Genomic DNA, 22,709 nt, shown 5'->3' on the forward strand with positions numbered 1-22,709 from the left:
TATTGTATTTCCTAAGGTTGAGAAGCGCAATGTTCATATAACTTAACAGATCGTATATTTTTTGGGGGGGAGAAATATGAATAAGCTAAAAAATATTTATTTAAATAATTTGATTGTTCAATTTTTGTTATCGTATACAGTCGTGTTGATTCTGCCCCTTATAATACTCCTTTGTGGATTTAAAGCTGCTTTTGATGTGACGGAACAAGATATTAGTGAATCTAATACTACAATGCTTAGCCATAGTAAGAGCTTGCTTGACATTCAATGTAAAGCTATGGAGTCGAAAGCTTTGCAAATTTCACAAGATGGTAGAATATGTGATTTGGCAGAAAAAAAGAAGGTAGATAGCTCCTTTATGGAAGATGCATCATTAGCAATTGATGAATATTATAATTTAATGCGCTATCAAGGAGTTAATATTGTAGAAGATTCATATGTTTATATGAACAATTCCAACTATGTTATATATCAAAATGCTTTGTATAAATCAGATGATTTTGAAAATAGCATAAAAAATAGAAATAATATTTCTTTAAATGATTTGAAGGAGATTTGTACTAATAATAAGGTACATATACCATACTATACTAATATTAATGGAAATCTTCAATATATTAAGCCTTTTTCAACTGAAATAAATGGAGATATAGTAGGTGCAATTGTATTTAATATAAATGAAGCTGAACTGAAAAAGGTCCTTAATTTTCATGGCAAATCCAATGAACGTTCAGTTTTTATTTATAATAATAACAAAGAATTGATTTGGTCAGAAGATTTTGGTAAATATAAAGGGGAAATAGATACTTTTGATTTGCCTAAAGAAGGACTTATTAACGATAATGGATTATATATAATTACATCTAAATCAAATGTAACTGACTTGTCATTTATAGTAGTAATTCCAGAAAAAATTGCTATGGAAAAATTAAATAAATTAACACTTTTAGTAGGTGTAATAATATTTTTTGCATTAGCGCTAGGTATTGGATTAGCTTTATATATGTCTATTATAAAGGGAAAGCCAATTAATGAAATGTTTAACATATATTTGGAAGATAATATCCCTAGAAATTTTAAAAATCTTGGAGGGATAGTATCTAAAATTGTTCAGAATAATAGAGAACTTTTAGAAGAAATTGAACTTGACAAACCAATGTTAAAACATGAATTTTTGACTAAACTAGTAAAAGGTGATTTTGTAAATGATAAGGAAGTAAATATTCTAGCAAAAAAAGTTGGAATTGAAATCAATTGTACAAAATTTAGAGTGGTATCATTTCGTTTATTTTTAAACAATGACCTTTATGATGTAGATTCTCAAACATTATCAGAAGTGCAAGTGTTATTCCATTTGATACAAAAGCATATTATGGAAAGAGCAAAAGACACAGTATGGTTCTATGAACGGGATTATTTAACTACTTTAGCAATATTCCATATTAATGAAGATACTCAAGCAGATAATGTTAAAAGGTTAGTGGAGGAAATACATGAATTAATGCTAAAGGAATATTCTGTGGATTCAGCATGGGGAATAAGCTGTATATGTAAAAATATTTTAGATATATGGCGTGCATGTGAAGAAGCTAAGGTGGCAAGTTTAAATTATGAAAAGCAAAGAGTTACAAAATATAGCAAAGAATTAGATGAAAAAGATGAAATTTATTATCCAGAATTATTTCAAGAAAAAATTATTAATAGTGTACGAGCAGCTGATATGAATAATATTGATTCTTTAATAGATATACTTGAAAATGAGAATTTTAGTAGGAGAAATATTAGTGGTAATATGATGTTAGAGCTTCATAACCGAATCATGTCAACAATTTCTTCTAATTTTATTTTGCCAGATGTACTAGAAGATGAGATTAATAAAATAAATGAAATAATTAAGGAACAAAATATTAAAAAAGATACATATTTTACACAATTGAAGTTCATATTCCATCATTTATGTAAGGAAATGCAGAAAAAAAAGACAGTTACCCAAAATAAGCTGATTCAAAAAATCGTTAGTTATATAGATGAACAATATATGAATTCAAATCTAGGACTTGCTTTGATTGCTTCGAAATTTAATATTTCAGAGGGATATGTATCAACAATTTTTAAAGGAAGTATGGGGATTAATTTTGCTGACTATGTAGAGAAGGTAAGAATAGACAGTGCGTGTAAGCTTTTAGAAAATTCAAATGATACAATAAATGCTATATCTGAAAAAGTTGGGTACAATAGTGTACAATCTTTCAGGAGAGCATTTAAGAAAGTCAAAGGAATTAGTCCAAAAGAATTAAGAAATATTAATAAGTAGTATAAGAATAAATTAAAAATAGAGCTATATATAAGATAAACTTATATATGGCTCTATTTTAATGTATAGGTTGTAATATTAATCCTAGATTATAAATTGTACCTTGTTATGTGCAATATATATCAAGAGTTGGATTTAATGGGAGATATATAAATTAAAAACACCAAAAGGAACAAAATTTCAAATGTAAAGGATTGTATCTTTTATTTTAAAATTTGGAATGTTAATATAAGCATGTGAAAAGCGTTTCAATTGGTTCTGTTCACGTTAACAAAAATATACATAAGTTCTTTATTAAAATTAAGATATTATAACTTAGAGAGGATGATTAGATTTAATTAAACTACATAAGACATGAAGGAAAATAAAATAAATATTAGTATAAGTAGGAGGTAAAATAATGGTTCAAGCTACAAAAAATGAAATGGCAGCGAAAAGTATAGAAAGAAATAAAACTTCATTGAAAACAAGAATATACCAGTATAGGTATTTTTATCTTATGTTTCTTCCGGTATTTATAGCATTCTTAGTATTTAATTATATTCCAATGGTTGGTATTTTAATAGCTTTCTTTGATTGGGGATTATTTGGAGTTAATGAGTTTGTCGGATTTGATAATTTTAAAACATTATTTCAAAGTACAGCATTTATAAGGGCATTTGGAAATACGTTATACATTAGTTTATTAAACTTAGTGTTAGGTATGATATGTTCTGTAGGACTAGCTTTACTTATTGATGAAGTGAGAGGAAAGCATTTTAAAAAATTAACACAAACTATAATTTATATTCCACACTTTCTTTCATGGGTAGTAATAGCATCAGTATTTTCATTAATTTTATCACCACAAGATGGTATTGTTAATGCATTTCTTGGTTTATTTGGTGTTGATTCAATTTACTTTTTAGCAGACGAGCACTGGTGGACACCAGTATTCTTATTTATTGAACGTTGGAAAGGTACTGGATGGGGAACAATAATCTTTATTGCAGCATTATCAGGTGTGGACCCATCTATGCATGAAGCAGCAACTATCGATGGTGCTACTAGATTTCAAAGAGTATTGCATATTACCTTACCAGCAATCAGAAATACAATATTAGTTGTATTTATATTAGAATTAGCAAAAGTACTTAATTTATTTGAATCAGTTTGGGTATTACAAAATGCAATGGTTTTAGATAAAGCTGATGTAATACAAACATATGTATATCGTATAGGTGTTGAAAATTCAGACTATGGATTATCTACAGCAGCAGGTTTATTTAAGTCTGTTATTTCAGTAGTATTAGTTTTAATTACTAATAAAGTAAGCAAGAAGGTAACAGGGGAGGGAATTATATAATGAATGAAAAGTTTTCTTTTAAAAAGGGTCATAGATCAAGAGCAATATTTTTAATTTTTGCATATACATTCTTAGTGATTTTTATGCTTGCTATGATCATTCCTGTATTAAAAGTATTTGTAGATTCTGTTGATCCATCTGCGTCAGCTCAAATGCGTATATGGCCTAAACAATTCGATTTTGGTGCATATGAACAAATATTAAGCAGACAAGATCTTTTTAAACCATTTATTATATCATTAGTTACAACAATTATAGGGACAGCAGTAGGTTTATTATTAACAACCTTAGCAGCATATGTTATTATTCAAAAAAATATGCCTGGAAATAGATTCTTTGTAAATATGATATTATTTACAATGTTATTTAATGGAGGATTAATTCCAACATATTTAACAGTATCTTATTTAGGATTAATGAATAACTTTATAGCGGTAATTATACCAGTAACATTAACAGCATATAATATCATTTTAATGAAGAGTTTCTTCCAAACAATTCCTCAAGCACTTTATGAAGCAGCAGAATTAGATGGATGTACGCCAATAGGAATCTTTTGGAGAATAGTACTTCCTTTATCAAAACCAGCTTTAGCATCTATTGGATTATTTATTGCAGTTGCAATGTGGAATGATTTTATGCATTTCCAATTATATATTCAAGATCCTATGTTGCAAAACTTTCAATTAAAAGTAAGACAATTGGTATTAATGGATCAAGCGGTAGGAACATCTCAATCTCTAGTTTCAGGTGACATGCTTAAGAGTGCTGTTATTATTGTTGTAATGGCTCCATTTTTAGCAGTATATCCATTCATTCAAAAGTATTTCCAAAAGGGAGTAACACTTGGAGGAGTAAAAGAATAATATATTGATTTTACTCATTGATATATTGTAATAAAGAATATTAATTTAATTTTAAATTGCTGAATAAATTCAAATAAAAACATAAATAATTACAAATTTGAATTTAAATATTACAAAAAGACTAGATAGTGCAATGCACAAGAGGAGGATATTAATGAAAAAAAGAGCAGGAGTATTAGTGGCTTTGGGGTTAGCTACTGTAATGACAATGACAACATTAGTTGGATGTGGCAATAAAGGTGGTTCCACTGCAGTGAGTGCAAAAGATGCTGCTAAACCAGATAAGATTTCATGGTATATTAATGTAGGTCTTAACTCAGAACAAAAATATGAAGAATGGAAAGATGAATACAAAAAGAAAACAGGTATTGAATTGGATTATACTCCAATGAATAATAATGATTATAAACAAAATCTTGAACTTGCCTTTGCAAGTAAAAAAGCACCAGACGTACTTAACTTAGCTGGTGCAGATGATCTTCCACGTTATGCATCTCAAGGTGCATTAGCTGATTTAACAGAGTTAGTAAAAGCATCAGGATTAATTACTGATGAAAATAAAGCGGTTTGGGATGGAGTAACGATTAATGGAAAGATATATGGGGTACCATGGGAAGCCAATACAGGTACTGTAACATATGTACGTAAAGATTGGTTGGATAAGCTTGGTTTAAAGGTACCAACTAATTATGATGAGTATATTAAGATGTTAAAAGCATTTAAAACACTTCCAGAATGTAAAGTGCCTTTCACTGGAGCTAAATTATTTGAAGATGGAGCTGTTACTTATTTAAAAGACTTTTACCAAGATGCTACTCCAGAATTCACTAAGGTAGGAGACAAGTGGGTAGATGGTCTAGCTCAAGATAATACTAAAGCTGCACTTCAAAGAATGAAGGATGCATATGCAGATGGATTAATTGATCAAGAAATTATCACAAATACTACATCAGCTGCTCGTGATAAATGGTATGCAGGAGGAGTTGGAGTATTCAATTATTGGGCAGGTACATGGAATCAATCTCTAGAAGATAGATTAAAAGCTAATGTTCCTACTGCGCAAGTAGTAGCACTTCCTGCTATAAAAGAACTTAAATATAATATTCGTGTCCCAGCTGTTACTTGTATTTCAAAGGATTGTAAAAATATTCCGGGCGTATTTAAATACTTCATACAATATATGCATGATGGTGGAGAAGGACAAGTGTTATTTGAAAATGGAGTTGAAGGTGTTCACTGGAAACAAGATGGAGATCATGCAACAATGCTTCCAAATCCACAAAATCCAAAAGAAGCACTTCCAGGTGCATTTAATCCAGCATATGCTCGTTTAACACCAATGAAAGATAAGACTAAGAGTGTAGTGTATGATGAAAGAGTAACTAAGAGTTTAGAGTTATTAAAAAAATATGGTGAGCAACAAATTCCTCAACCTACATCTAAGAAATTAACTAAAATTAATGGTGACTTAACAAAATTAAAAGCAAAAACTATAGCTGCAATTGTTATGGGGAAAACATCTATTGATGAAGGATTAAAGACTTACGCAAGTGAATCTAAGAATTTAGGTATTGATGAAGTACTAAAAGAAATGAATGAGGCTAAGTAACAATAATCAAGTGTAATTAAAATATTAAGATCTATATAAGTTGGTCTGTTAGGTGTTTATACAATATATACCTAATGGACTAGCTATTAGTAAAATATAATTATTGTAAAGCAAAATGATTTTTTAAATTAAATTTTAGGGATATTTTTTTACAGAATATGAAAACGATACACGTGTTTTGTGATCTTATACGAAGCTTAGTTTTTACTATTAAGGTTACCAAAGCAAATAAAATTAAAACAAGGATAAATGAATTAGTATTAGCAAAGATTTAGCATTATAATTGTTAAAATTAATTATACAAATTAAAACTTAATTTGTAATTAACTATCAAATAAATATAATATATTGTGAATAGCACAAAAGGGAGGATATTTATGAAAAAAAGAGTTAAAATCCTTGTTGCTTTGGGAGTAGCAACAGTAATGTCAATGTCAGCGCTTGCAGGATGTGCAGCAAAGAGTTCAGGAAGTTCAGCAGCACAAAGCAGCAAAGAGGTAAAAAAACCTGACAAGATCATGTGGTATATTAATGTTGGTCTTAGTGCTCAGCAGAAATATGAGGAGTGGAAGGCTGATTTTACTAAGAAAACAGGTATTGAACTAGATTTTACGCCAATGAATAATAATGATTATAAACAGAATCTTGAACTTGCTTTTGCAAGTAAAAAGGCACCAGATGTATTTAATTTAGCTGGAGAAGATGAACTTCCACGTTATGCATCGCAAGGAGCACTAGCAGATTTAACTGATTTAGTAAAGAATTCAGGATTAATTACTGATGAAAATAAAGCGGCTTGGGATAGTGTTACTATAGATGGAAAGATATATGGTGTACCATTTGAATTAAATCAAGGTACTGTTACGTATGTACGTAAAGACTGGTTAGACAAGCTTGGCTTAAAAATTCCAACAACATACGATGAATATATTAATATGCTAAAAGCATTTAAAACACTTCCAGAATGTAAAATTCCTGTAACTGGAGCTAAGTTATATGAAGATATGGCTGTAACATATTTAAAAGACTTTTATCAAGATGCAACTCCAGAATTCACTAAGGTAGATGGGAAATGGGTAGATGGTTTATCACAACCAAATATGAAAGCTGCATTAAAAAGATTACAAGATGCATATAGTGAAGGTTTGCTTGATCAAGAAGTTGTAACTAACACTACGTCTACTTGCCGTGATAAATGGTTCTCAGGTAGTGTTGGAGCATTTAATTATTGGGGAGCAAATTGGGCACCTCAACTTGATGATAGAGTAAAAACTAATGTTCCAACAGCGGAAATAGTAGCAATTCCACCAATAAAAGAATCAAAAAATTATTTACTTAGAGTTCCTGCAGTTACTTGTATTTCAAAGGAATGTAAGAATGTTGAAGGTGTATTCAAATACTTTGTGCAATATATGCATGATGGAGGAGAAGGGCAAATGTTATTCCAATATGGAGCAGAAGGTGTTCATTGGAAACAAGATGGAGATCATGTAACTATGCTTGCAAATCCTGAAAATCCAAAGGAAGTACTTCAAAAATCATTTTATGCACCATATGGAGCTATAACTCCTTTAAAAGAGAAAACTAAGAATATAATAGTAGATAAAAGAGTTACTGCAGCCAATGAAATATTGGCAAAATATGGAGTTCAATCATTAACTAGACCAGTATCTAAGAAATTAGCAAAAATTAATGGAGATTTAACAAAATTAAAAGCAAAGAGTATAGCTTCAATTGTTATGGGAAAAACAAGTGTGGACGAAGGCTTAAAAGCTTATGAAAGTGAGGCAAAAAATTTAGGAATCGATGAAGTAATTAAAGAAATGAATGGAAGCAAGTAGTAAGCATCCATAGAAAAGGGAAAGCGATAAGTATAGATGTGTGCTTATCGTATTTCCCTATTGTAGTTGCATAGAATTGATAGTTAAGATATGAAAATTTACTTTTGCTCTTAATTATTAACTTTCAATGCTCCACTGAAAAATAACAAATCTATAATTACAATAATAAAAAGCATCATAGATCTTTAGATGTTACATTTTAGGAGGAAATATGAATAAAGATATTTTATGGAAAGCTGATTTAGGAAATGGAATGTATAAAAATCCAATATTACATACAGATTATTCTGATCCAGATGTTATAAGAGTTAATGATACCTTTTATATGACTGCATCAAGCTTTAATTATATTCCTGGTCTGCCAATTTTAACTTCAAAGGATTTAGTAAATTGGTCTCTTGTAAATTATGCAGTAAAAGAAATACCTTATGACGATTATAAAAGACCAGCTCATGGAAGAGGTATATGGGCACCTAGTATAAGATATCATGATAATAAATTTTGGATATTTGTAGGAATGCCTGATGAAGGGATATTTATGACAAATGCAGAAGATCCGTTGGGAGAATGGTCGCCATTAACTTGCATATGGGAAGGCAAAGGATTTATAGATCCATGTCCTTTATGGGATGAAGATGGAAGAGCATATATAGTTCATGCATATGCTAAAAGCAGAATAGGTTTTAAAAGTAAGCTTGGAGTTTTTGAAATGAGTCCTGATGGAAAAAAAGCTATTAGTAAAGATAAGTTTATATTTGATGGAACTGAAACACAGCCAACTATAGAAGGTCCTAAGATTTATAAGAGAAATGGAATGTACTACATTCTTGCTCCAGCTGGTGGTGTTGCTGTAGGATGGCAGACTGCATTAAGAAGTAAAAATATTTACGGGCCATATGAAGAAAAAATTGTTATGCATCAAGGGGATACGGAGATAAATGGACCACATCAAGGTGGTTTAGTAGATACGTTGTCTGGAGAAGAATGGTTTATTCATTTTCAAGATAAACGTGTATACGGAAGAATTTGTCACTTGCAACCAGTAAAATGGGAAAGTGGATGGCCTATCATTGGAATAGATAATAATGGAGATGGCATAGGCGAACCTGTTACAATCTTCAAAAAGCCTGATGGATGTTCTATAGTTGAACCATGTGAACCTGACACTAGTGATGATTTTACAAGTGAATCTTTGAAGCTTCAATGGCAGTGGATGGCAAATTCACAACATGAATTTTATTCATTAAATGATAAGCCAGGAAATTTACGTTTATATAATTTAAATACTACAGGTGAGGAAAAAGCTGTTATTTGGAATAGTGCTAATGTATTGACTCAAAAGGTGGTATGCCCTGAATTTGTTGCGGAAACAAAAATGGATTTTTCCAATTTATCAGTTGACGCAAGGGCTGGAATGGTGATTGTTGGGGGAGAATATGCGAGTATGTGTGTAGAACGTACACAACAAGAAATAAATATAATATGCCTTGAATCAGTTGGAGAAGATAAAAAGCAATTTGAAAATATAATTGAGAGAATACCTTGCGTAAATAACAGTGAAATTTATTTTAGAATGGAATTTAATAGTGATAGAAAATGTACATTCTATTATAGTATAGACGGAGATAACTGGAACAAGGCAGAGAAGGATTTTTTACCCCAAAAGGGAACTTGGGTTGGAGCCAAAATAGGGATTTTTGCTGTTGCAGATGGAATGGAACAGAAAAATGGTTATGTTAATTTTTCTTATTTTAAGGTTAGTAAAATAGATAAATAACGAAAAATATAAATTAATTTGTTGAAATGAAAGTAGGAAATATATATGAACATTATTGAAGCAATTAAGCTTAGAAATATTGATGAAGTTAAAAAGATTAATATGGAAAATCCTAATGCCATAGAGGAAAAAGATGAAGAAGGCGTATGGGCACCATTTATAGCAGCACAAACAGGAAATCTTGAAATAGTAAAATATATTGTTGAGTATACACGAGCTAGTATGAATGTAGTAGACAAAGAGAATAGAACAATTTTACATTATGCAGTGCGTAGCAATAACGTAGAATTAGCGCGTTATCTTGTAGAAAGAGTTGGAATGTCTATATTACATGGAGATAAAAATAGAATTACCCCATATGAAGAAGCCAATTTATATGGAGCTGGAGATGTGGAAAAATATTTTGAAAGTGTCTGTGGTGCAAAATTATCAGGTATGTATAAAAACCCAATAATTACAGGAACACATCCAGATCCATCTATTTTAAGAGTTGGAGAGGATTATTATATGGTAAATTCCTCTTTCATTTTCTTTCCTTGCATTCCTATTTCTCATTCTAAGGATTTAGTTAATTGGCATATTGTTGGACATGCTATTACAAAACCAGAATATGCTCACCTTGATGAGTTGGAAGGGGGAAGAGGATATTGGGCTCCAGATATTTCATATTATGAAGGAAGATTTTATATTACAGCCACATATCGTTTAAATGATAATGGTACTGTTTATAGAAAACAAATGATAACATCCTCGGATAAACCAGAGGGACCATACTGTGAACCAATATTTTTAGATGAGGACGGAATAGACCCCTCTTTATTTACAGATGATGATGGAAGACGATATATGATTTTAAATCGTGGGGCTAGAATTTTTGAACTTGATAAGGATGCTAAAAATATTATATCTAAGCCACAGTTGTTGTGGTATGGAGATAATAAACGTGCACCAGAAGGTTCTCATTTATTAAAAAAAGATGGATATTATTATTTATTTGTAGCAGAAGGTGGAACAGGTATTGGACATAGAATTTCAGTAGCTCGTTCTAAAACTTTAATGGGACCATATGAATCTTGTCCTTATAATCCAATTTTACGTCAATTAGATGAAGAAGCAGCAATTCAAAGAGCTGGTCATGGTAAGCCTGTACAAACACAAAATGGAGAATGGTATATTGTTTATTTGTGTGGAAGAATGGTAGAGGGTAAGTATAGTATTCTAGGAAGAGAAACTGCTATGGATCCAATTACTTGGACAGCAGATAATTGGCCAATAATAAATAATCTAAATGGACCTAGTCCTCTTCAAAAGAAACCAAATCTTCAAGAACATATTTGGGATAATACAGCAATAGATGATTTTAATGAAGATAGATTAGGTTTAGATTGGATGTTTCCTCGTGCCCCTAAAGAAAATTCTTATTATATTGAAGATAGTTGCTTATATTTAAAGGGCGATGTTTTAGATATGAATGACACAGAATGTAGAAGTATAGTTTTAAGGCGTCAAAAGGATTTTTCTTTTACAGCAGAATGCAAAATCTATTTTAACAATATGTCTGAAGGACAAAATTTGGGGATGACTTGTTATTATGACGAAAATACTTACTTAAAATTTGGCGTTTTCAGAGAAGAAAATGGATATTCAATAAATGTTGAAGAGTGGATTGATGATAAATATTATAAGCAAAACAAAATTTCAATATCAAATTTAGAAGAAATAGAATTAAAAATAGAAACAAAATACTTGGAAAGAATTTTTTATTATAGAACAGGAAATAAAGAATGGATTAAAGTAGCAAAGCTTTCGAATGTTTACTATTTATGTGATGAAGGGCTTAAAAAAGGAAAAAGATTTACTGGAGCTATGATAGGTATGTATGCTTATGCAGGAAACAAGTCTGAGCTATGGGGAAAATTTGAATACTTTAATATTAAGAAATAATTGTCGGTTATTAATAGAGTAATCAATTGAGAATATACACCTATATAAGGAGTGGCTATGCCACAATACGGAACTTATTTCTAACGAAGAATTTATTTATTTTTTTAATATTATTAAATTTTACCAGTACAACACGTGAATATATATTAAAAATATTATTTAATTAATTAAGGAGAACAATATTGGATGTAATTAAGTGTTATGAAGAAAATCAAAAGCGTCCCTTTAAAATTCTCATTTCATTATATAAAGGAACGTATATCAAATTAATGCTATCCACAGTATGTTTTGCAATCAAGCATACTCCAGCATGGGTATTACCTATTGTTACAGCAAATATAATTAATATTGCTACAAACCCAGCTGAACATAGTATATATGAGATTTATATTAATGTTGCCATTATGGTTGTGCTTGTATTGCAGAATATTTTATCGAATTATTATCATACAAAATTTCATAGTCTTGCAATTCGCAAAGTAGAAGCAGAGCTTAGAAGTGCTTTAGTAAAAAAACTTCAACAGTTATCTATTCTTTATCATAAAGAAATGCAGTCAGGCAGACTTCAATCTAAAATCATGAGAGATGTGGAGGCAGTGGAAACTTTATCTGCTCAGTTATTTGTAAGTTCATTAAATATAATAATTAACTTAGCAGTAGCTTTAGGAGTTACTTTGTATAAGAGCAAAACTGTATTTATGTTTTTCTTAATGACAGTACCTATTGCAGTTTTTGTAACTGTAATTTTCAGAGGGAAAATAAAAAAGAAAAATAGAGATTTTAGAATAGAAATGGAAGAAACTTCAGCAAAGGTTATGGAAATGGTTGAAATGCTTCCTGTAACTAGAGCACATGGGCTTGAAAATCAGGAAATAAGGAAAATGGATAAGCAGTTGGCTAAAGTATCAAAGAAAGGATTAAGTTTAGATATTATACAATCTTTATTTGGGGCAACAAGCTGGGCAGTTTTTCAAATATTTCAACTTATCTGCTTGGTCTTTACAGGGAGCTTGGCTTATTATGGGAAAATTACTGTTGGAGATGTTGTGCTATATCAAACTTATTTCACAACTGTTGTTAATCAAGTATCCTCAATAATAATGCTTATACCAACTATATCTAAAGGCTTAGAATCTGTAAATTCAGTAGGAGAAATTCTTTTAGCCCATGATATTGAACGTAATTCTAAGAAGAAGAAAATAAGTTCTGTAGATGGAGAATTTATATTTGAAAATGTTGAATATATGTATCCAAATGGTAAAGCAAATATATTAAATGGGTTAAATCTTAAAGTAGCTAAAGGAGAAACAATAGCTTTTGTTGGTGAATCAGGTGCAGGAAAATCTACTATATTAAATATTATTATTGGATTTATACTTCCCTCTAAAGGCAAAGTTTTTTTAGATGGAAATGATATAACTGAAATTGATTTAAGATCATATAGAAAGCATTTAGCAGTAGTACCGCAAAATACAATACTTTTTTCAGGAACAATAAGGGATAATATTACTTATGGAATGTCAGATATTTCAGAAGAAATGTTAGAAAGTATAGTGGAAGCAGCGAATCTTTCTAAGTTGATAAAGGAACTTCCAGAAGGCTTAGATACATGGATTGGTGAAAATGGAGGGAAATTATCTGGAGGACAACGTCAAAGAATAGCTATTGCAAGAGCTATTATAAGAAATCCAAAGGTAATTGTCTTAGATGAGGCAACTTCAGCACTTGACAGTATTTCTGAGAAAAAGATACAAAGTGCACTTAATAATTTAAAGAAAGGAAGGACTACTTTTATAGTTGCACATAGATTATCAACAATTAAAGAAGCAGATAGAATTGCAGTTATAAAAGATGGAAAATGTGTTGAAATTGGAAGTTATGAAGAACTTATGGAACTAAAAAAAGAATTTTATAATTTGAGAAAACAACAAAGTTAAATTAATTAAAAGTATAGAGTTTAGGATGAAAAGCGTTATAAGCTTATCTGAAATAGGTAGGTTAGTTAAAATTCCTCAGCTATATGCGGGGATAAGACAGGAGTAAAGTATGGATGATATATTTAAAGAAGTTATACCAGAAGAAGTTGGTATTCCTTCACAAGTAATTTTAAATTTTATAAAGCAGCTTGAAGATAATCAAGTAAATATGCATGGTTTTCTTATGATACGAGAAGATAAAGTGTTTGCAGAAGGTTATTGGAAGCCATTTAATAAAGATTTTCAACATAGAATGTATTCGGCAGGTAAGAGTTTTACTTCAATTGCAATTGGGTTACTGCAGGAGGAAGGAAAATTAAAAATAACTGATCATATATGTGATTATTTTAAGGATAAGCTCCCTAAAGATGGTGCTTATGAGTATATAAAGAAAATTACAATTGAAGATATGCTAACAATGAGGACTGCTCATAATAAGACCACGTACAAGGTAGAAGAGAATAATGATTGGGTGGAATCCTTTTTTAAGATAAAGCCATCGCATCACCCGGGAACTATTTTTTCTTATGATACTTCAGCTACTCATGTGTTGTCTGCACTTGTAGAAAGACTTAGTGGAAAGTCACTTATGGAGTATTTAAGAGAAAAGGTATTGAATTATATAAATTTTTCTGAGGAGGCTAAGTTTTTAAAAGATCCCATGGGAATTTCACAAGGTGGTTCTGGTTTGATTTGCACCATGAGAGATTTAGCTAAGTTAACATATATATGCATGGAGAATGGTGTATATAAAGATAAGCAACTGATACCAAAATTTTATATTCAAGAAGCTACAAAAAAGCAAGTGGATACTTTTATTCAATCAGTCATTGATGAACAACAGGGATATGGATATCAATTTTGGAAATCACGTTATGGTGGTTTTACATTATATGGAATGGGTGGGCAGTTATCTATTTGCCTGCCACAATATAAAGTGATATTTACAACAATAGCTGATACTCAGGGAAATCCAACTGGTCTTCAAAATATATACGATGCATTTTGGCAGCAAGTATTTCCTTATATTAATAGAGAATATAAAATGCTAGATAAAAATGAAGAGAGCTTTATAAAATTGAAAGAAAAAATTGATAATCTTTATATTAAACCAATAGAAGGTGAAGTAAAGTCTCAATATATAAGCAAAATTAATGGAAAAAAGTATATATTAGAAAGTAATTTGATGGAATTAAAATATTTTAAAATTACATTTGAAAATAAAGAAGGATTTATTGAGTATAAAAATGTTAAAGGAAAATTTAAGATTCCATTTACATTAGGAAAGATAAAGAAATTTGAACAGGAGACTTTAAAAATCTCTATGCTTATTTCAGCTGCTTGGAAATCAGAAAATATATTATGTTTTCAAATAAATTTAATAGGAGAATTATTAGGAAGCATAAGAGTCAATATTGGTTTCAACAATGAATTTGTAACTATATCGTCAAAAAAATATGTTGAAGGAATTCTTAATAATTATGATGGAATAGCTGTAGGGCATGCTGATAAATAAACATAATGGCTATAAATTAGCTTATAAGGTGACTGTCACCATATATTTAAGTATAATATAAATGGAAAAAATTAAAATAAACTGTTAACTGAATAATCGGGGGGATAATCGATGAGAAAAAGAATTTTTTGGGCAGGTGATTCAACTGTAGCTCAAAACACAATAAATTCATATCCACAAACAGGCATAGGTCAGGTTATGTCTCTATATTTAAAAGAAGATGTTGTGATTTATAATTTTGCAAAGAATGGAAGAAGTACAAAAAGCTTTATAAATGAAGGAATTTTAGATAAAATAAAGGAAGAGTTAAAAGAAGATGACTTTCTTTTTATACAGTTTGGACATAATGATCAAAAGCCAGATGAGGAAAGAAGCACCAAACCTTTTTCTACATATCAGGAGAATTTAAACATTTATATTGATGTGGCAAAGAATTGTGGAGCACATCCAGTTCTTATTACATCATTATATAGAAGATTATTTTCAGAAGATGGACATATTAAAGAAGAAGTTCACTTTGAATATCCAGATGCTATGAAACAATTAGGAGAAAAATTAAATGTTCCGGTTATCGACTTATGCCAAAAAAGCAAAGAGTTATTGGAAAAGACTGGTGATAAAAATTCAAAGAAGTGGTATATGCATTTAAAAAAGGGAGAATTCCAGTCTCACATAGAAGGATTAGAAGACAATACACATTTAAAATATGAAGGTGCAGTAGTAATGGCTGGATTAGTAGCAGAAGGCATAAAAGAACTGGGTGGCATTTATAAAGAATTAATAAATGCTTAAAATATAATAGGAATTTATATATTTAAAATATATTATGCTATAAATTCAAAGAAGAAAATTAGGAGAAGAATAAGTTTATGAATATACAAATATTTGGCACAAAGAAATGTTTTGATACTAAAAAAGCAGAACGCTATTTTAAAGAAAGAAAAATACAATTCCAATTCATAGATTTAAATGAAAAGTCTATGAGTAAAGGAGAGTTTAATAGCGTATTAAATTCGGTAGGGATTAATGAACTCATAAATAGTAAGTCTAAAGAATATACGAAATTGAACTTTAATAATATTAGAAGTGCAGAAATAAAAGCTGAACTTTTGTTAAAAAATCAAAAGGTTATTAATACGCCTGTAGTGAGAAATGGTAAGGAAGCAACTGTTGGATATAAAATAGATGTTTGGAATAAATGGCTAGAGGACAAATAATAAGGATAGAGAGTTTTGTTGAAGCTATGTATACTATATTCATTTTTTCAGAATACTAATGTTGAATATATTTTAACTATATATAATGTAGAAATAAGTATATTTAATAAGGATTTTTAATAGGAAAGGGTGAGTATAATGGCAAAAGCAGGAATGAGAAGACCTGATCCAAGTGAACCTCATGGAACAGAAAGCAATCATAAAACACATTATAAGAAAAATGATGTTAAGAATGTGCCTATAGAAATACAAGGAAAGGCAAAAGTAGGAAAGACAAAAGCATCTCCAATTGAATAAATTACTTGAAAGTAAAGAGGAAAATGAGTCCTCCTCTTTACTTTTAAGATAAATCATCTTAAGCTAATTTCTCGCATTAGGAAAAGTATTACATAAAAAATCCCTTTTTATTATATAAAGACGTTTTTTGCAATAAAAAATCTGTAGCATATAAACTTGTTTTGACAAAAGATAAAAAATATAGAATAATATAAATAAATTAAATATATTATTAATTTATATTGTTTTTCTTTGTAAACTTTAATTTTAAAATCCAGTTTATTTATCATATTAATTTATTCCTATTTGGTTTATAAATGTGATTATTTTGAGAGTATTGAGAAAAATTAAAAGTATATAATTATTAGCATAATGTATTTTTAGCACATAGAAATTATGGTGTGGTGGTGTGAATTATATGGAAAAAATAACTAAAAGATTAAACTTCAATCAATTAGAAGAAGGAATGATCGTAGCCCAAAATGTAGAGCAAAATGGAAAAATTCTCTTAAAAAAAGACAACCCTATAACAAACCAAATGATAGATAAATTAAAAAATCTGTATTTTATAGGAGTTGTTGAAGTATATACCAAAAAGGCAGAAAAAAAGAAAACAGAAGCAGACATAAAAAAAGAGCAAGAATACATAAAAATTGAAGAAGAATTTAAAGAAATATCGTACAAACTACAAAAAACATTTAGGCAAATAGTATCTGAAGATAGTATAGCTATGAATGAAATTAGAGAATTTTCTAAAAAAATTCAAAATGAATTAAAACCAAGTAGTGTAGTGTTAAAAAACATAGTTCTTTATGGAAGTGGAACAGATTCAATTTATAGACATGCAGTTAATGTTGCTGCATTAAGTGGACTTTTAGGAAGCTGGGCTGGATTGGAAAAATCACAATTAAATTTGCTTGTTTATTCAGCTATATTACATGATTTTGGAAAAACTAAAATTGATAGAGAGATATTAAAGAAAGAGGTACCATTATCTAAAAATGAATTTGGTCATATAAAAACTCATTCAAATGCAGGTTACCAAATCATTAAGCAAATTCAATTTCTAGATAAATCAGTTAGTTATGGTGTTTTGATGCATCATGAAAGAGAAGATGGATCAGGATATCCACTAGGTCTTAAAGCAGAAGCAATACATCCTTTTGCTAAAATAATAGCAATAGCAGATGTCTTTGATGCAATTAATTCAGATAGGGGATATAAGAAAAAGAAACCACCATTTGAAGCTCTTCAAATAGTAAAAAATGAAAGCCTAGGAAAGTTAAATTATGAATATGCAAAAATATTTATAGAACATGTAATGGATTACTATACGGGAGAAGAAGTTTTATTAAATACAAATGAGAGATGTAAGATAATACAAATGAATGTAAATAATTTAGAAAGACCTTTGGTTATTAAGAATGGTGAATTTGTAGACTTGAATAAAGAAAGGGATTTATATATTAAGGAATTATTAATATAGAGCATATTTTTGCTAATAAAAGGGAGAAAAATTATGAGTGAGAATAATGAGTTTTTAAGTGTTCAAGAATTAAAACCAGGAATGGTCATTACTAAAGATATTATAAAGAATGGTAATCTTTTAATAAGAGAAGGTGCAATAGTAAATGATGAATTAATTTCAAGATTGAATAAGGCATACTTTTTAGAAAAAATTGAAGTTAATATTTCACCAGAAGTAATTGCTAAAAATACTAAGGAAGCCGAATTGCAAAAAGTGGAAGAGACATTTAAAGAAATAAGTACAGGACTAAAAGAAATGTTTTCAAAACTTGGAAAGACAAAAGAAAGTAGAGTTAATGAACTTAGGGTTTTTTCAGAAAAAATTCAAAAGGAACTTAATTCAACTGAAATTATAATTAGTACAGTTTTATTTAAAGGAAGTAGCGAAGATCCTATATATAGACATGGAGTTAATGTTGCAGCACTTAGTGCTCTTTTAGGAAAATGGATTGGTTTAGAGCAATCAAAAATAAATTTACTTATATATTCAGCTTTATTGCATGATTTTGGAATGACAAAATTAGAGCAAAAAGTACCAGAAAAATCAGATGTTTTATTAGAAGATAGATATAAAATAGTTAAGCAGCATGCTAAAATTGGTTATAAGTATGTAGATGAGATTCCATATTTAGATAAGTCCGTAAGCTATGGTGTCCTTATGCATCATGAAAGGGAAGATGGGTCAGGATATCCACTTGGGATAACAGGTGAAAAAATACATGGTTTTGCTAAAATTATTGCTATTGCTGATGAATTAGATGTGTTAAATTCTAATGATCAATATAAAAATGAAAGAGGACCATTTGGAATATTAGAAATAATAAAAGAGAAAAGCTTAAATAAGTTAGATTATGAGTATACAAAAATCTTCTTAGAACATATTTCAAATTATTATATGGGAGAAGATGTTATATTGAATACAGGAGAAAAAGCTAAAATATTGCAAATAAACACAAATGATTTAGCTAAGCCATTAATATTAAAAGATGGAAACTTTATTGATTTAAGCAGGAATAAAGAGATATTTATAAAAGAACTAGTATTAAGTTAATATAGCCATTTTGGAGAATTATCTTAGAAAAATTATTGTAAGATAATTCTTTTTCGTTGAAAAAGATGACATATTACTTTAAAAATAGTATTTTAAATATAGTAAGATTTATTAAAAGTTTATACTGATTAAAGAAAATATTTTAAGATAAAATTAAAAATATAGTTTTTGGAGGAGCCGATTAATGGATTTAGGAAATATGGGTGTAGAGTTATTTTCAGATTCAAGCCGTAATAGATCATATATTTATGAAAAAAATTATAAAGAAGAAATGAGACAAAAAGTTGAGCCATATTTACAAGAAAGATTAGAATATGGATATTTATTAGGAAAAAATAATTTAAAACTTTATTATGAAAAATTTATTGCTCCAAATCCAAAAGCAAATATTGTAATTTGTCACGGATTTGGAGAGTGTACTGAAAAATATTATGAGCTAATTTATTATTTTATGTTAGAAGGATATTCGGTTTTTATTATTCAACATAGGGGACATGGCAAGTCTCAAAGGCTTGGAATAGATGAATCACAAATAAATGTTGAAAAATTTAGTTATTATGTTGAGGATTTTAAAAAATTTATAGATGAAATTGTTATTCCTAATGGAAATAATAAAGAATTACTTCTTTTTGCTCATTCTATGGGAGGTGGAATAGGGACTGCATTTTTAGAAAAATATACAGAATATTTTAAGGCAGCTGTATTAAGTTCTCCAATGCATGAAATAAATACAGGAAAGATTTCAAAGACCTTAGCTTGTGTGATTTCTCAATCAATGAAGTATTTAGGAATGAAAAAAAGATATGTTCCAGGACAAACACCTTATGTTGAGAAAAATGATTTTGGCAGTAGTGCAACAAGCAGCAGGGGAAGATATGAATATTTATATGAAAAGATAAAAAATAATAAATCATATCAAAGTGGTGGGTCTTCAGTTTTGTGGTATTTAGAGAGTTCAAAAGCAACTAAAAATCTAGTTAAAAAAGAAAATGCTTCAAAGGTAAAAATACCAGTTCTATTACTCCAAACTGAGTATGATACCTATGTAAAGCCAGAAGCACAAAATAAATTTGCAAGATATGCTGTAAACTGTCAGTTAGTTAAAATAAAGGGTTCGAAACATGAATCATATTTTGAAAAAGATGAAATCGCATTTAATGTTTATAACAAAATATTTTTATTTTATGAGACTAACTTAAAATAATTTTATAAAAAAATCATGTATTAGAGATACTTTAAAATGTGCCTTATGTTAAGGTTATTTTAAGAGTAGCTAAAAATACATGATTTTTATTCATTAATGATGCAATTATTGCCTTAAAAATTGGTTGAGAATTTCTTTTGTAGAAAGTTTGTAACCATTGATTATATCATTATATTCTTTTAATAGGAGTTCTTCTTTTTCTGTTAATTGAGTTTTAGCTTTTTTCTTTTCAATTAAGGTTTTGTATTCTTTATAATCGGTATTGCCAAGTTTGCCTTTTATTATGCAATCTATTATTGATTTTAAAGTTTGCTCTTGTTCTGTGGATAGCTTTTCACCATTTTCTTTACATTTTCTTAAATTTAATAAATCTTTCTTTTGTTCTGAGGAAAGGTATCTATAGTTTTCTTCATCAAACAAGCTAAAGCCCTTCAAGTTTTCTTTTTTATCATCTTTAAGATTATCAATGTTTTCAATTGAAGTCTCTATACTATTATCAGAAGAATTTTGACTGTCATCAGCAATCGTTGTTTGATGGAACGTTGATAGTAGATTAATGAAAATAAAACTACTAATAATAATTTTTATAGCTTTTTTATTCATCTTGATGCCTCCAGTTATAAATTATCTCACTAGATATTATGTAACAAAAATGAAAAAATATTAATTTTTTTAATTTATATATCAGAATTATTATGAAAATAAGAAATGTATTATTTTTTTGGTTAAATTTACAGTGGAAATTGGTAATATGTATTTCTAATTATTAAAAACTTTTATATAATTAGAGAAAGTGTCTATAATTTAGTATGGATAAAAATTATATTGAATGGTAAAATTTACAATGGAAGTGGTATAATGTATATGTCAGAAGGGGATGAAATTATGAATTCATGGATTAGAGAGAGCATATTTTATCAATTTTATACACTTGGTTTTTGCGGGGTTCTAGAGCCAGGTAGAATTTATGAAGAAAAAAATAGATTAGTTAAGCTTGAGAAATGGATACCTCATTTAAAGGAAATGAGTGTAAATGCAATTTATTTTGCACCAGTATTTGAATCAAGTTATCATGGTTATGATACTAAAGATTATTATAAAATAGATAAAAGGCTTGGCACCAATAAGGACTTTAAAGAATTGTGTCAAAAGCTTCATGAAAATAATATGAAAGTAGTATTAGATGGAGTATTTAATCACGTTGGAAGAGAGTTTTGGGCTTTTAAAGATGTTCAGGAGAATGGAAGAAATTCTAGGTATTGTAGTTGGTTTGTAAATTTAAATTTTGACAGTAGAAGTCCAATGGGAGATGAATTTAATTATCAAAGCTGGAATGGCTGTTATGATTTAGTTAAGTTAAACTTAAAAAATCAAGAAGTTTTAGATCATCTATTATGTGCAGTCGGAGCATGGATAGATGAGTTTGATATAGATGGATTAAGACTAGATGCTGCTGATAGTATCGATTTTGAATTTTTTAAAGTATTAAAAAAATACACAGAAGCTAAAAAGAAAGATTTTTGGCTTATGGGAGAAGTTATTCATGGAGATTATACTAGATGGGCCAATCCTGAAAGCTTAGATTCTGTAACAAACTATGAATGTTATAAAGGTAATTATTCAAGTCATAATGATAAAAATTATTTTGAAATTGCATATTCTTTGAACAGATTGTTTGGAGCAGGTGGAATTTATAAAGATTTATACTTATATAATTTTGTTGATAATCATGATGTAAATAGATTAGCAAGCAATTTGAAAAATCCGGAATATATATATAATGCCTATACTTTGTTATATTCAATGCCTGGAATTCCTAGCATTTATTATGGAAGTGAGTATGGTATTGAAGGGGTTAAGGGAAAAGGCACAGATCTACCATTAAGACCTGAACTAGAATTAGGAAAAATTAATATGGAAAATAAAAAATTGTTTGAACTTATTAAAAAGTTAGGAAAGATACGTTCTAGTAGTGAGGCTTTAAAATATGGAAATTATGAGCAGGTTGTTGTGAAAAATGAGCAGCTTATTTTTTCAAGAACAAGTAAAAATGACAAGGTCTATGTGATTTTAAATTTATCAGATAAGCCAAGTAATTTAGAATTTAATATATCTTTTGAAAAGGGAACTGATTTATTAGATGAAAATAGGGCTATAATTAAAGGTGGTAAGGTAAATCTGGAAGTACCAGCATTTTCAGCAAAAATAGTAAGTCAATTAAAAGCTGAAAAAGCATAAATAGTTTA

General features: G+C 29.0%; 17 protein-coding genes. 16 read left to right on the plus strand and 1 reads right to left on the minus strand.

Annotated elements, in window-relative coordinates; translation table 11 throughout:
- Positions 1-76: 76 nt before the first annotated feature.
- From GXK56_RS24220 to GXK56_RS24285, 15 genes are all read left to right on the plus strand, one after another.
- Positions 77-2,314, plus strand: coding sequence for a helix-turn-helix domain-containing protein (locus GXK56_RS24220; RefSeq protein ID WP_160692320.1), 2,238 nt, complete (start codon positions 77-79; stop codon positions 2,312-2,314).
- A 400-nt stretch (positions 2,315-2,714) separates the two neighbouring features.
- Positions 2,715-3,659: an ABC transporter permease subunit gene (locus GXK56_RS24225; protein ID WP_243156242.1), complete on the plus strand. Its 945-nt coding sequence runs from the start codon at positions 2,715-2,717 to the stop codon at positions 3,657-3,659.
- Positions 3,659-4,525, plus strand: a complete 867-nt coding sequence (locus GXK56_RS24230; protein ID WP_160692322.1) for a carbohydrate ABC transporter permease — start codon at positions 3,659-3,661, stop codon at positions 4,523-4,525. The genes GXK56_RS24225 and GXK56_RS24230 overlap by 1 nt, the downstream gene beginning before the upstream one ends.
- Positions 4,526-4,679: 154 nt before the next feature.
- Complete coding sequence (locus GXK56_RS24235) at positions 4,680-6,134, plus strand: extracellular solute-binding protein (RefSeq protein ID WP_160692324.1); 1,455 nt, start codon at positions 4,680-4,682, stop codon at positions 6,132-6,134.
- Between the two features lie 377 nt (positions 6,135-6,511).
- Positions 6,512-7,975 (plus strand): extracellular solute-binding protein, encoded by a 1,464-nt coding sequence (locus GXK56_RS24240; RefSeq protein ID WP_160692326.1) that lies wholly within the window; start codon positions 6,512-6,514, stop codon positions 7,973-7,975.
- 211 nt (positions 7,976-8,186) lie between these two features.
- Complete coding sequence (locus tag GXK56_RS24245; protein ID WP_160692328.1) at positions 8,187-9,752, plus strand: glycoside hydrolase 43 family protein; 1,566 nt, start codon at positions 8,187-8,189, stop codon at positions 9,750-9,752.
- 45 nt (positions 9,753-9,797) lie between these two features.
- Positions 9,798-11,696 (plus strand): family 43 glycosylhydrolase, encoded by a 1,899-nt coding sequence (locus GXK56_RS24250; RefSeq protein WP_160692330.1) that lies wholly within the window; start codon positions 9,798-9,800, stop codon positions 11,694-11,696.
- A 182-nt stretch (positions 11,697-11,878) separates the two neighbouring features.
- Positions 11,879-13,633, plus strand: a complete 1,755-nt coding sequence (locus GXK56_RS24255) for an ABC transporter ATP-binding protein (protein WP_243156245.1) — start codon at positions 11,879-11,881, stop codon at positions 13,631-13,633.
- A 109-nt stretch (positions 13,634-13,742) separates the two neighbouring features.
- Positions 13,743-15,188, plus strand: a complete 1,446-nt coding sequence (locus GXK56_RS24260; RefSeq protein ID WP_160692332.1) for a serine hydrolase domain-containing protein — start codon at positions 13,743-13,745, stop codon at positions 15,186-15,188.
- A gap of 111 nt (positions 15,189-15,299) precedes the next feature.
- A complete protein-coding gene (locus tag GXK56_RS24265) occupies positions 15,300-15,980 on the plus strand; it encodes a rhamnogalacturonan acetylesterase (RefSeq protein WP_160692334.1) in 681 nt (226 codons plus the stop codon).
- 77 nt (positions 15,981-16,057) lie between these two features.
- Entirely contained in the window at positions 16,058-16,405 is a 348-nt protein-coding gene (locus GXK56_RS24270; RefSeq protein WP_160692336.1) for an arsenate reductase family protein, read from the plus strand.
- Between the two features lie 138 nt (positions 16,406-16,543).
- Positions 16,544-16,702: a hypothetical protein gene (locus GXK56_RS27890; RefSeq protein ID WP_202127936.1), complete on the plus strand. Its 159-nt coding sequence runs from the start codon at positions 16,544-16,546 to the stop codon at positions 16,700-16,702.
- Between the two features lie 397 nt (positions 16,703-17,099).
- Entirely contained in the window at positions 17,100-18,167 is a 1,068-nt protein-coding gene (locus GXK56_RS24275; protein ID WP_160692338.1) for an HD-GYP domain-containing protein, read from the plus strand.
- Positions 18,168-18,200: 33 nt separating this feature from the next.
- Complete coding sequence (locus GXK56_RS24280) at positions 18,201-19,259, plus strand: HD domain-containing phosphohydrolase (protein WP_160692340.1); 1,059 nt, start codon at positions 18,201-18,203, stop codon at positions 19,257-19,259.
- A gap of 184 nt (positions 19,260-19,443) precedes the next feature.
- Entirely contained in the window at positions 19,444-20,463 is a 1,020-nt protein-coding gene (locus GXK56_RS24285) for an alpha/beta hydrolase (RefSeq protein ID WP_160692342.1), read from the plus strand.
- Between the two features lie 105 nt (positions 20,464-20,568).
- Here the strand turns inward: GXK56_RS24285 and GXK56_RS24290 are convergent, their stop codons facing one another.
- On the minus strand, positions 20,569-21,066 hold the full coding sequence (locus tag GXK56_RS24290; RefSeq protein ID WP_160692344.1) for a hypothetical protein: 498 nt from the start codon (positions 21,064-21,066) through the stop codon (positions 20,569-20,571).
- Between the two features lie 282 nt (positions 21,067-21,348).
- On the opposite strand from GXK56_RS24290, the gene GXK56_RS24295 reads away from it, so the two are divergent.
- Positions 21,349-22,701: an alpha-amylase family glycosyl hydrolase gene (locus GXK56_RS24295; protein WP_160692382.1), complete on the plus strand. Its 1,353-nt coding sequence runs from the start codon at positions 21,349-21,351 to the stop codon at positions 22,699-22,701.
- Positions 22,702-22,709 lie beyond the last annotated feature (8 nt).

Source organism: Clostridium sp. C2-6-12 (assembly GCF_009928485.1).
Lineage (GTDB): Bacteria > Bacillota > Clostridia > Clostridiales > Clostridiaceae > Clostridium.

Coding starts and splice junctions, on each gene's coding strand:
- GXK56_RS24225 (WP_243156242.1), top strand. CDS start 2,715: ATGGTTCAAGCTACAAAAAATGAAATGGCAGCGAAAAGTATAGAAAGA.
- GXK56_RS24290 (WP_160692344.1), bottom strand. CDS start 21,066: ATGAATAAAAAAGCTATAAAAATTATTATTAGTAGTTTTATTTTCATT.
- GXK56_RS24220 (WP_160692320.1), top strand. CDS start 77: ATGAATAAGCTAAAAAATATTTATTTAAATAATTTGATTGTTCAATTT.
- GXK56_RS24270 (WP_160692336.1), top strand. CDS start 16,058: ATGAATATACAAATATTTGGCACAAAGAAATGTTTTGATACTAAAAAA.
- GXK56_RS24295 (WP_160692382.1), top strand. CDS start 21,349: ATGAATTCATGGATTAGAGAGAGCATATTTTATCAATTTTATACACTT.
- GXK56_RS24235 (WP_160692324.1), top strand. CDS start 4,680: ATGAAAAAAAGAGCAGGAGTATTAGTGGCTTTGGGGTTAGCTACTGTA.
- GXK56_RS24240 (WP_160692326.1), top strand. CDS start 6,512: ATGAAAAAAAGAGTTAAAATCCTTGTTGCTTTGGGAGTAGCAACAGTA.
- GXK56_RS24285 (WP_160692342.1), top strand. CDS start 19,444: ATGGATTTAGGAAATATGGGTGTAGAGTTATTTTCAGATTCAAGCCGT.
- GXK56_RS27890 (WP_202127936.1), top strand. CDS start 16,544: ATGGCAAAAGCAGGAATGAGAAGACCTGATCCAAGTGAACCTCATGGA.
- GXK56_RS24230 (WP_160692322.1), top strand. CDS start 3,659: ATGAATGAAAAGTTTTCTTTTAAAAAGGGTCATAGATCAAGAGCAATA.
- GXK56_RS24250 (WP_160692330.1), top strand. CDS start 9,798: ATGAACATTATTGAAGCAATTAAGCTTAGAAATATTGATGAAGTTAAA.
- GXK56_RS24245 (WP_160692328.1), top strand. CDS start 8,187: ATGAATAAAGATATTTTATGGAAAGCTGATTTAGGAAATGGAATGTAT.
- GXK56_RS24265 (WP_160692334.1), top strand. CDS start 15,300: ATGAGAAAAAGAATTTTTTGGGCAGGTGATTCAACTGTAGCTCAAAAC.
- GXK56_RS24275 (WP_160692338.1), top strand. CDS start 17,100: ATGGAAAAAATAACTAAAAGATTAAACTTCAATCAATTAGAAGAAGGA.
- GXK56_RS24280 (WP_160692340.1), top strand. CDS start 18,201: ATGAGTGAGAATAATGAGTTTTTAAGTGTTCAAGAATTAAAACCAGGA.
- GXK56_RS24260 (WP_160692332.1), top strand. CDS start 13,743: ATGGATGATATATTTAAAGAAGTTATACCAGAAGAAGTTGGTATTCCT.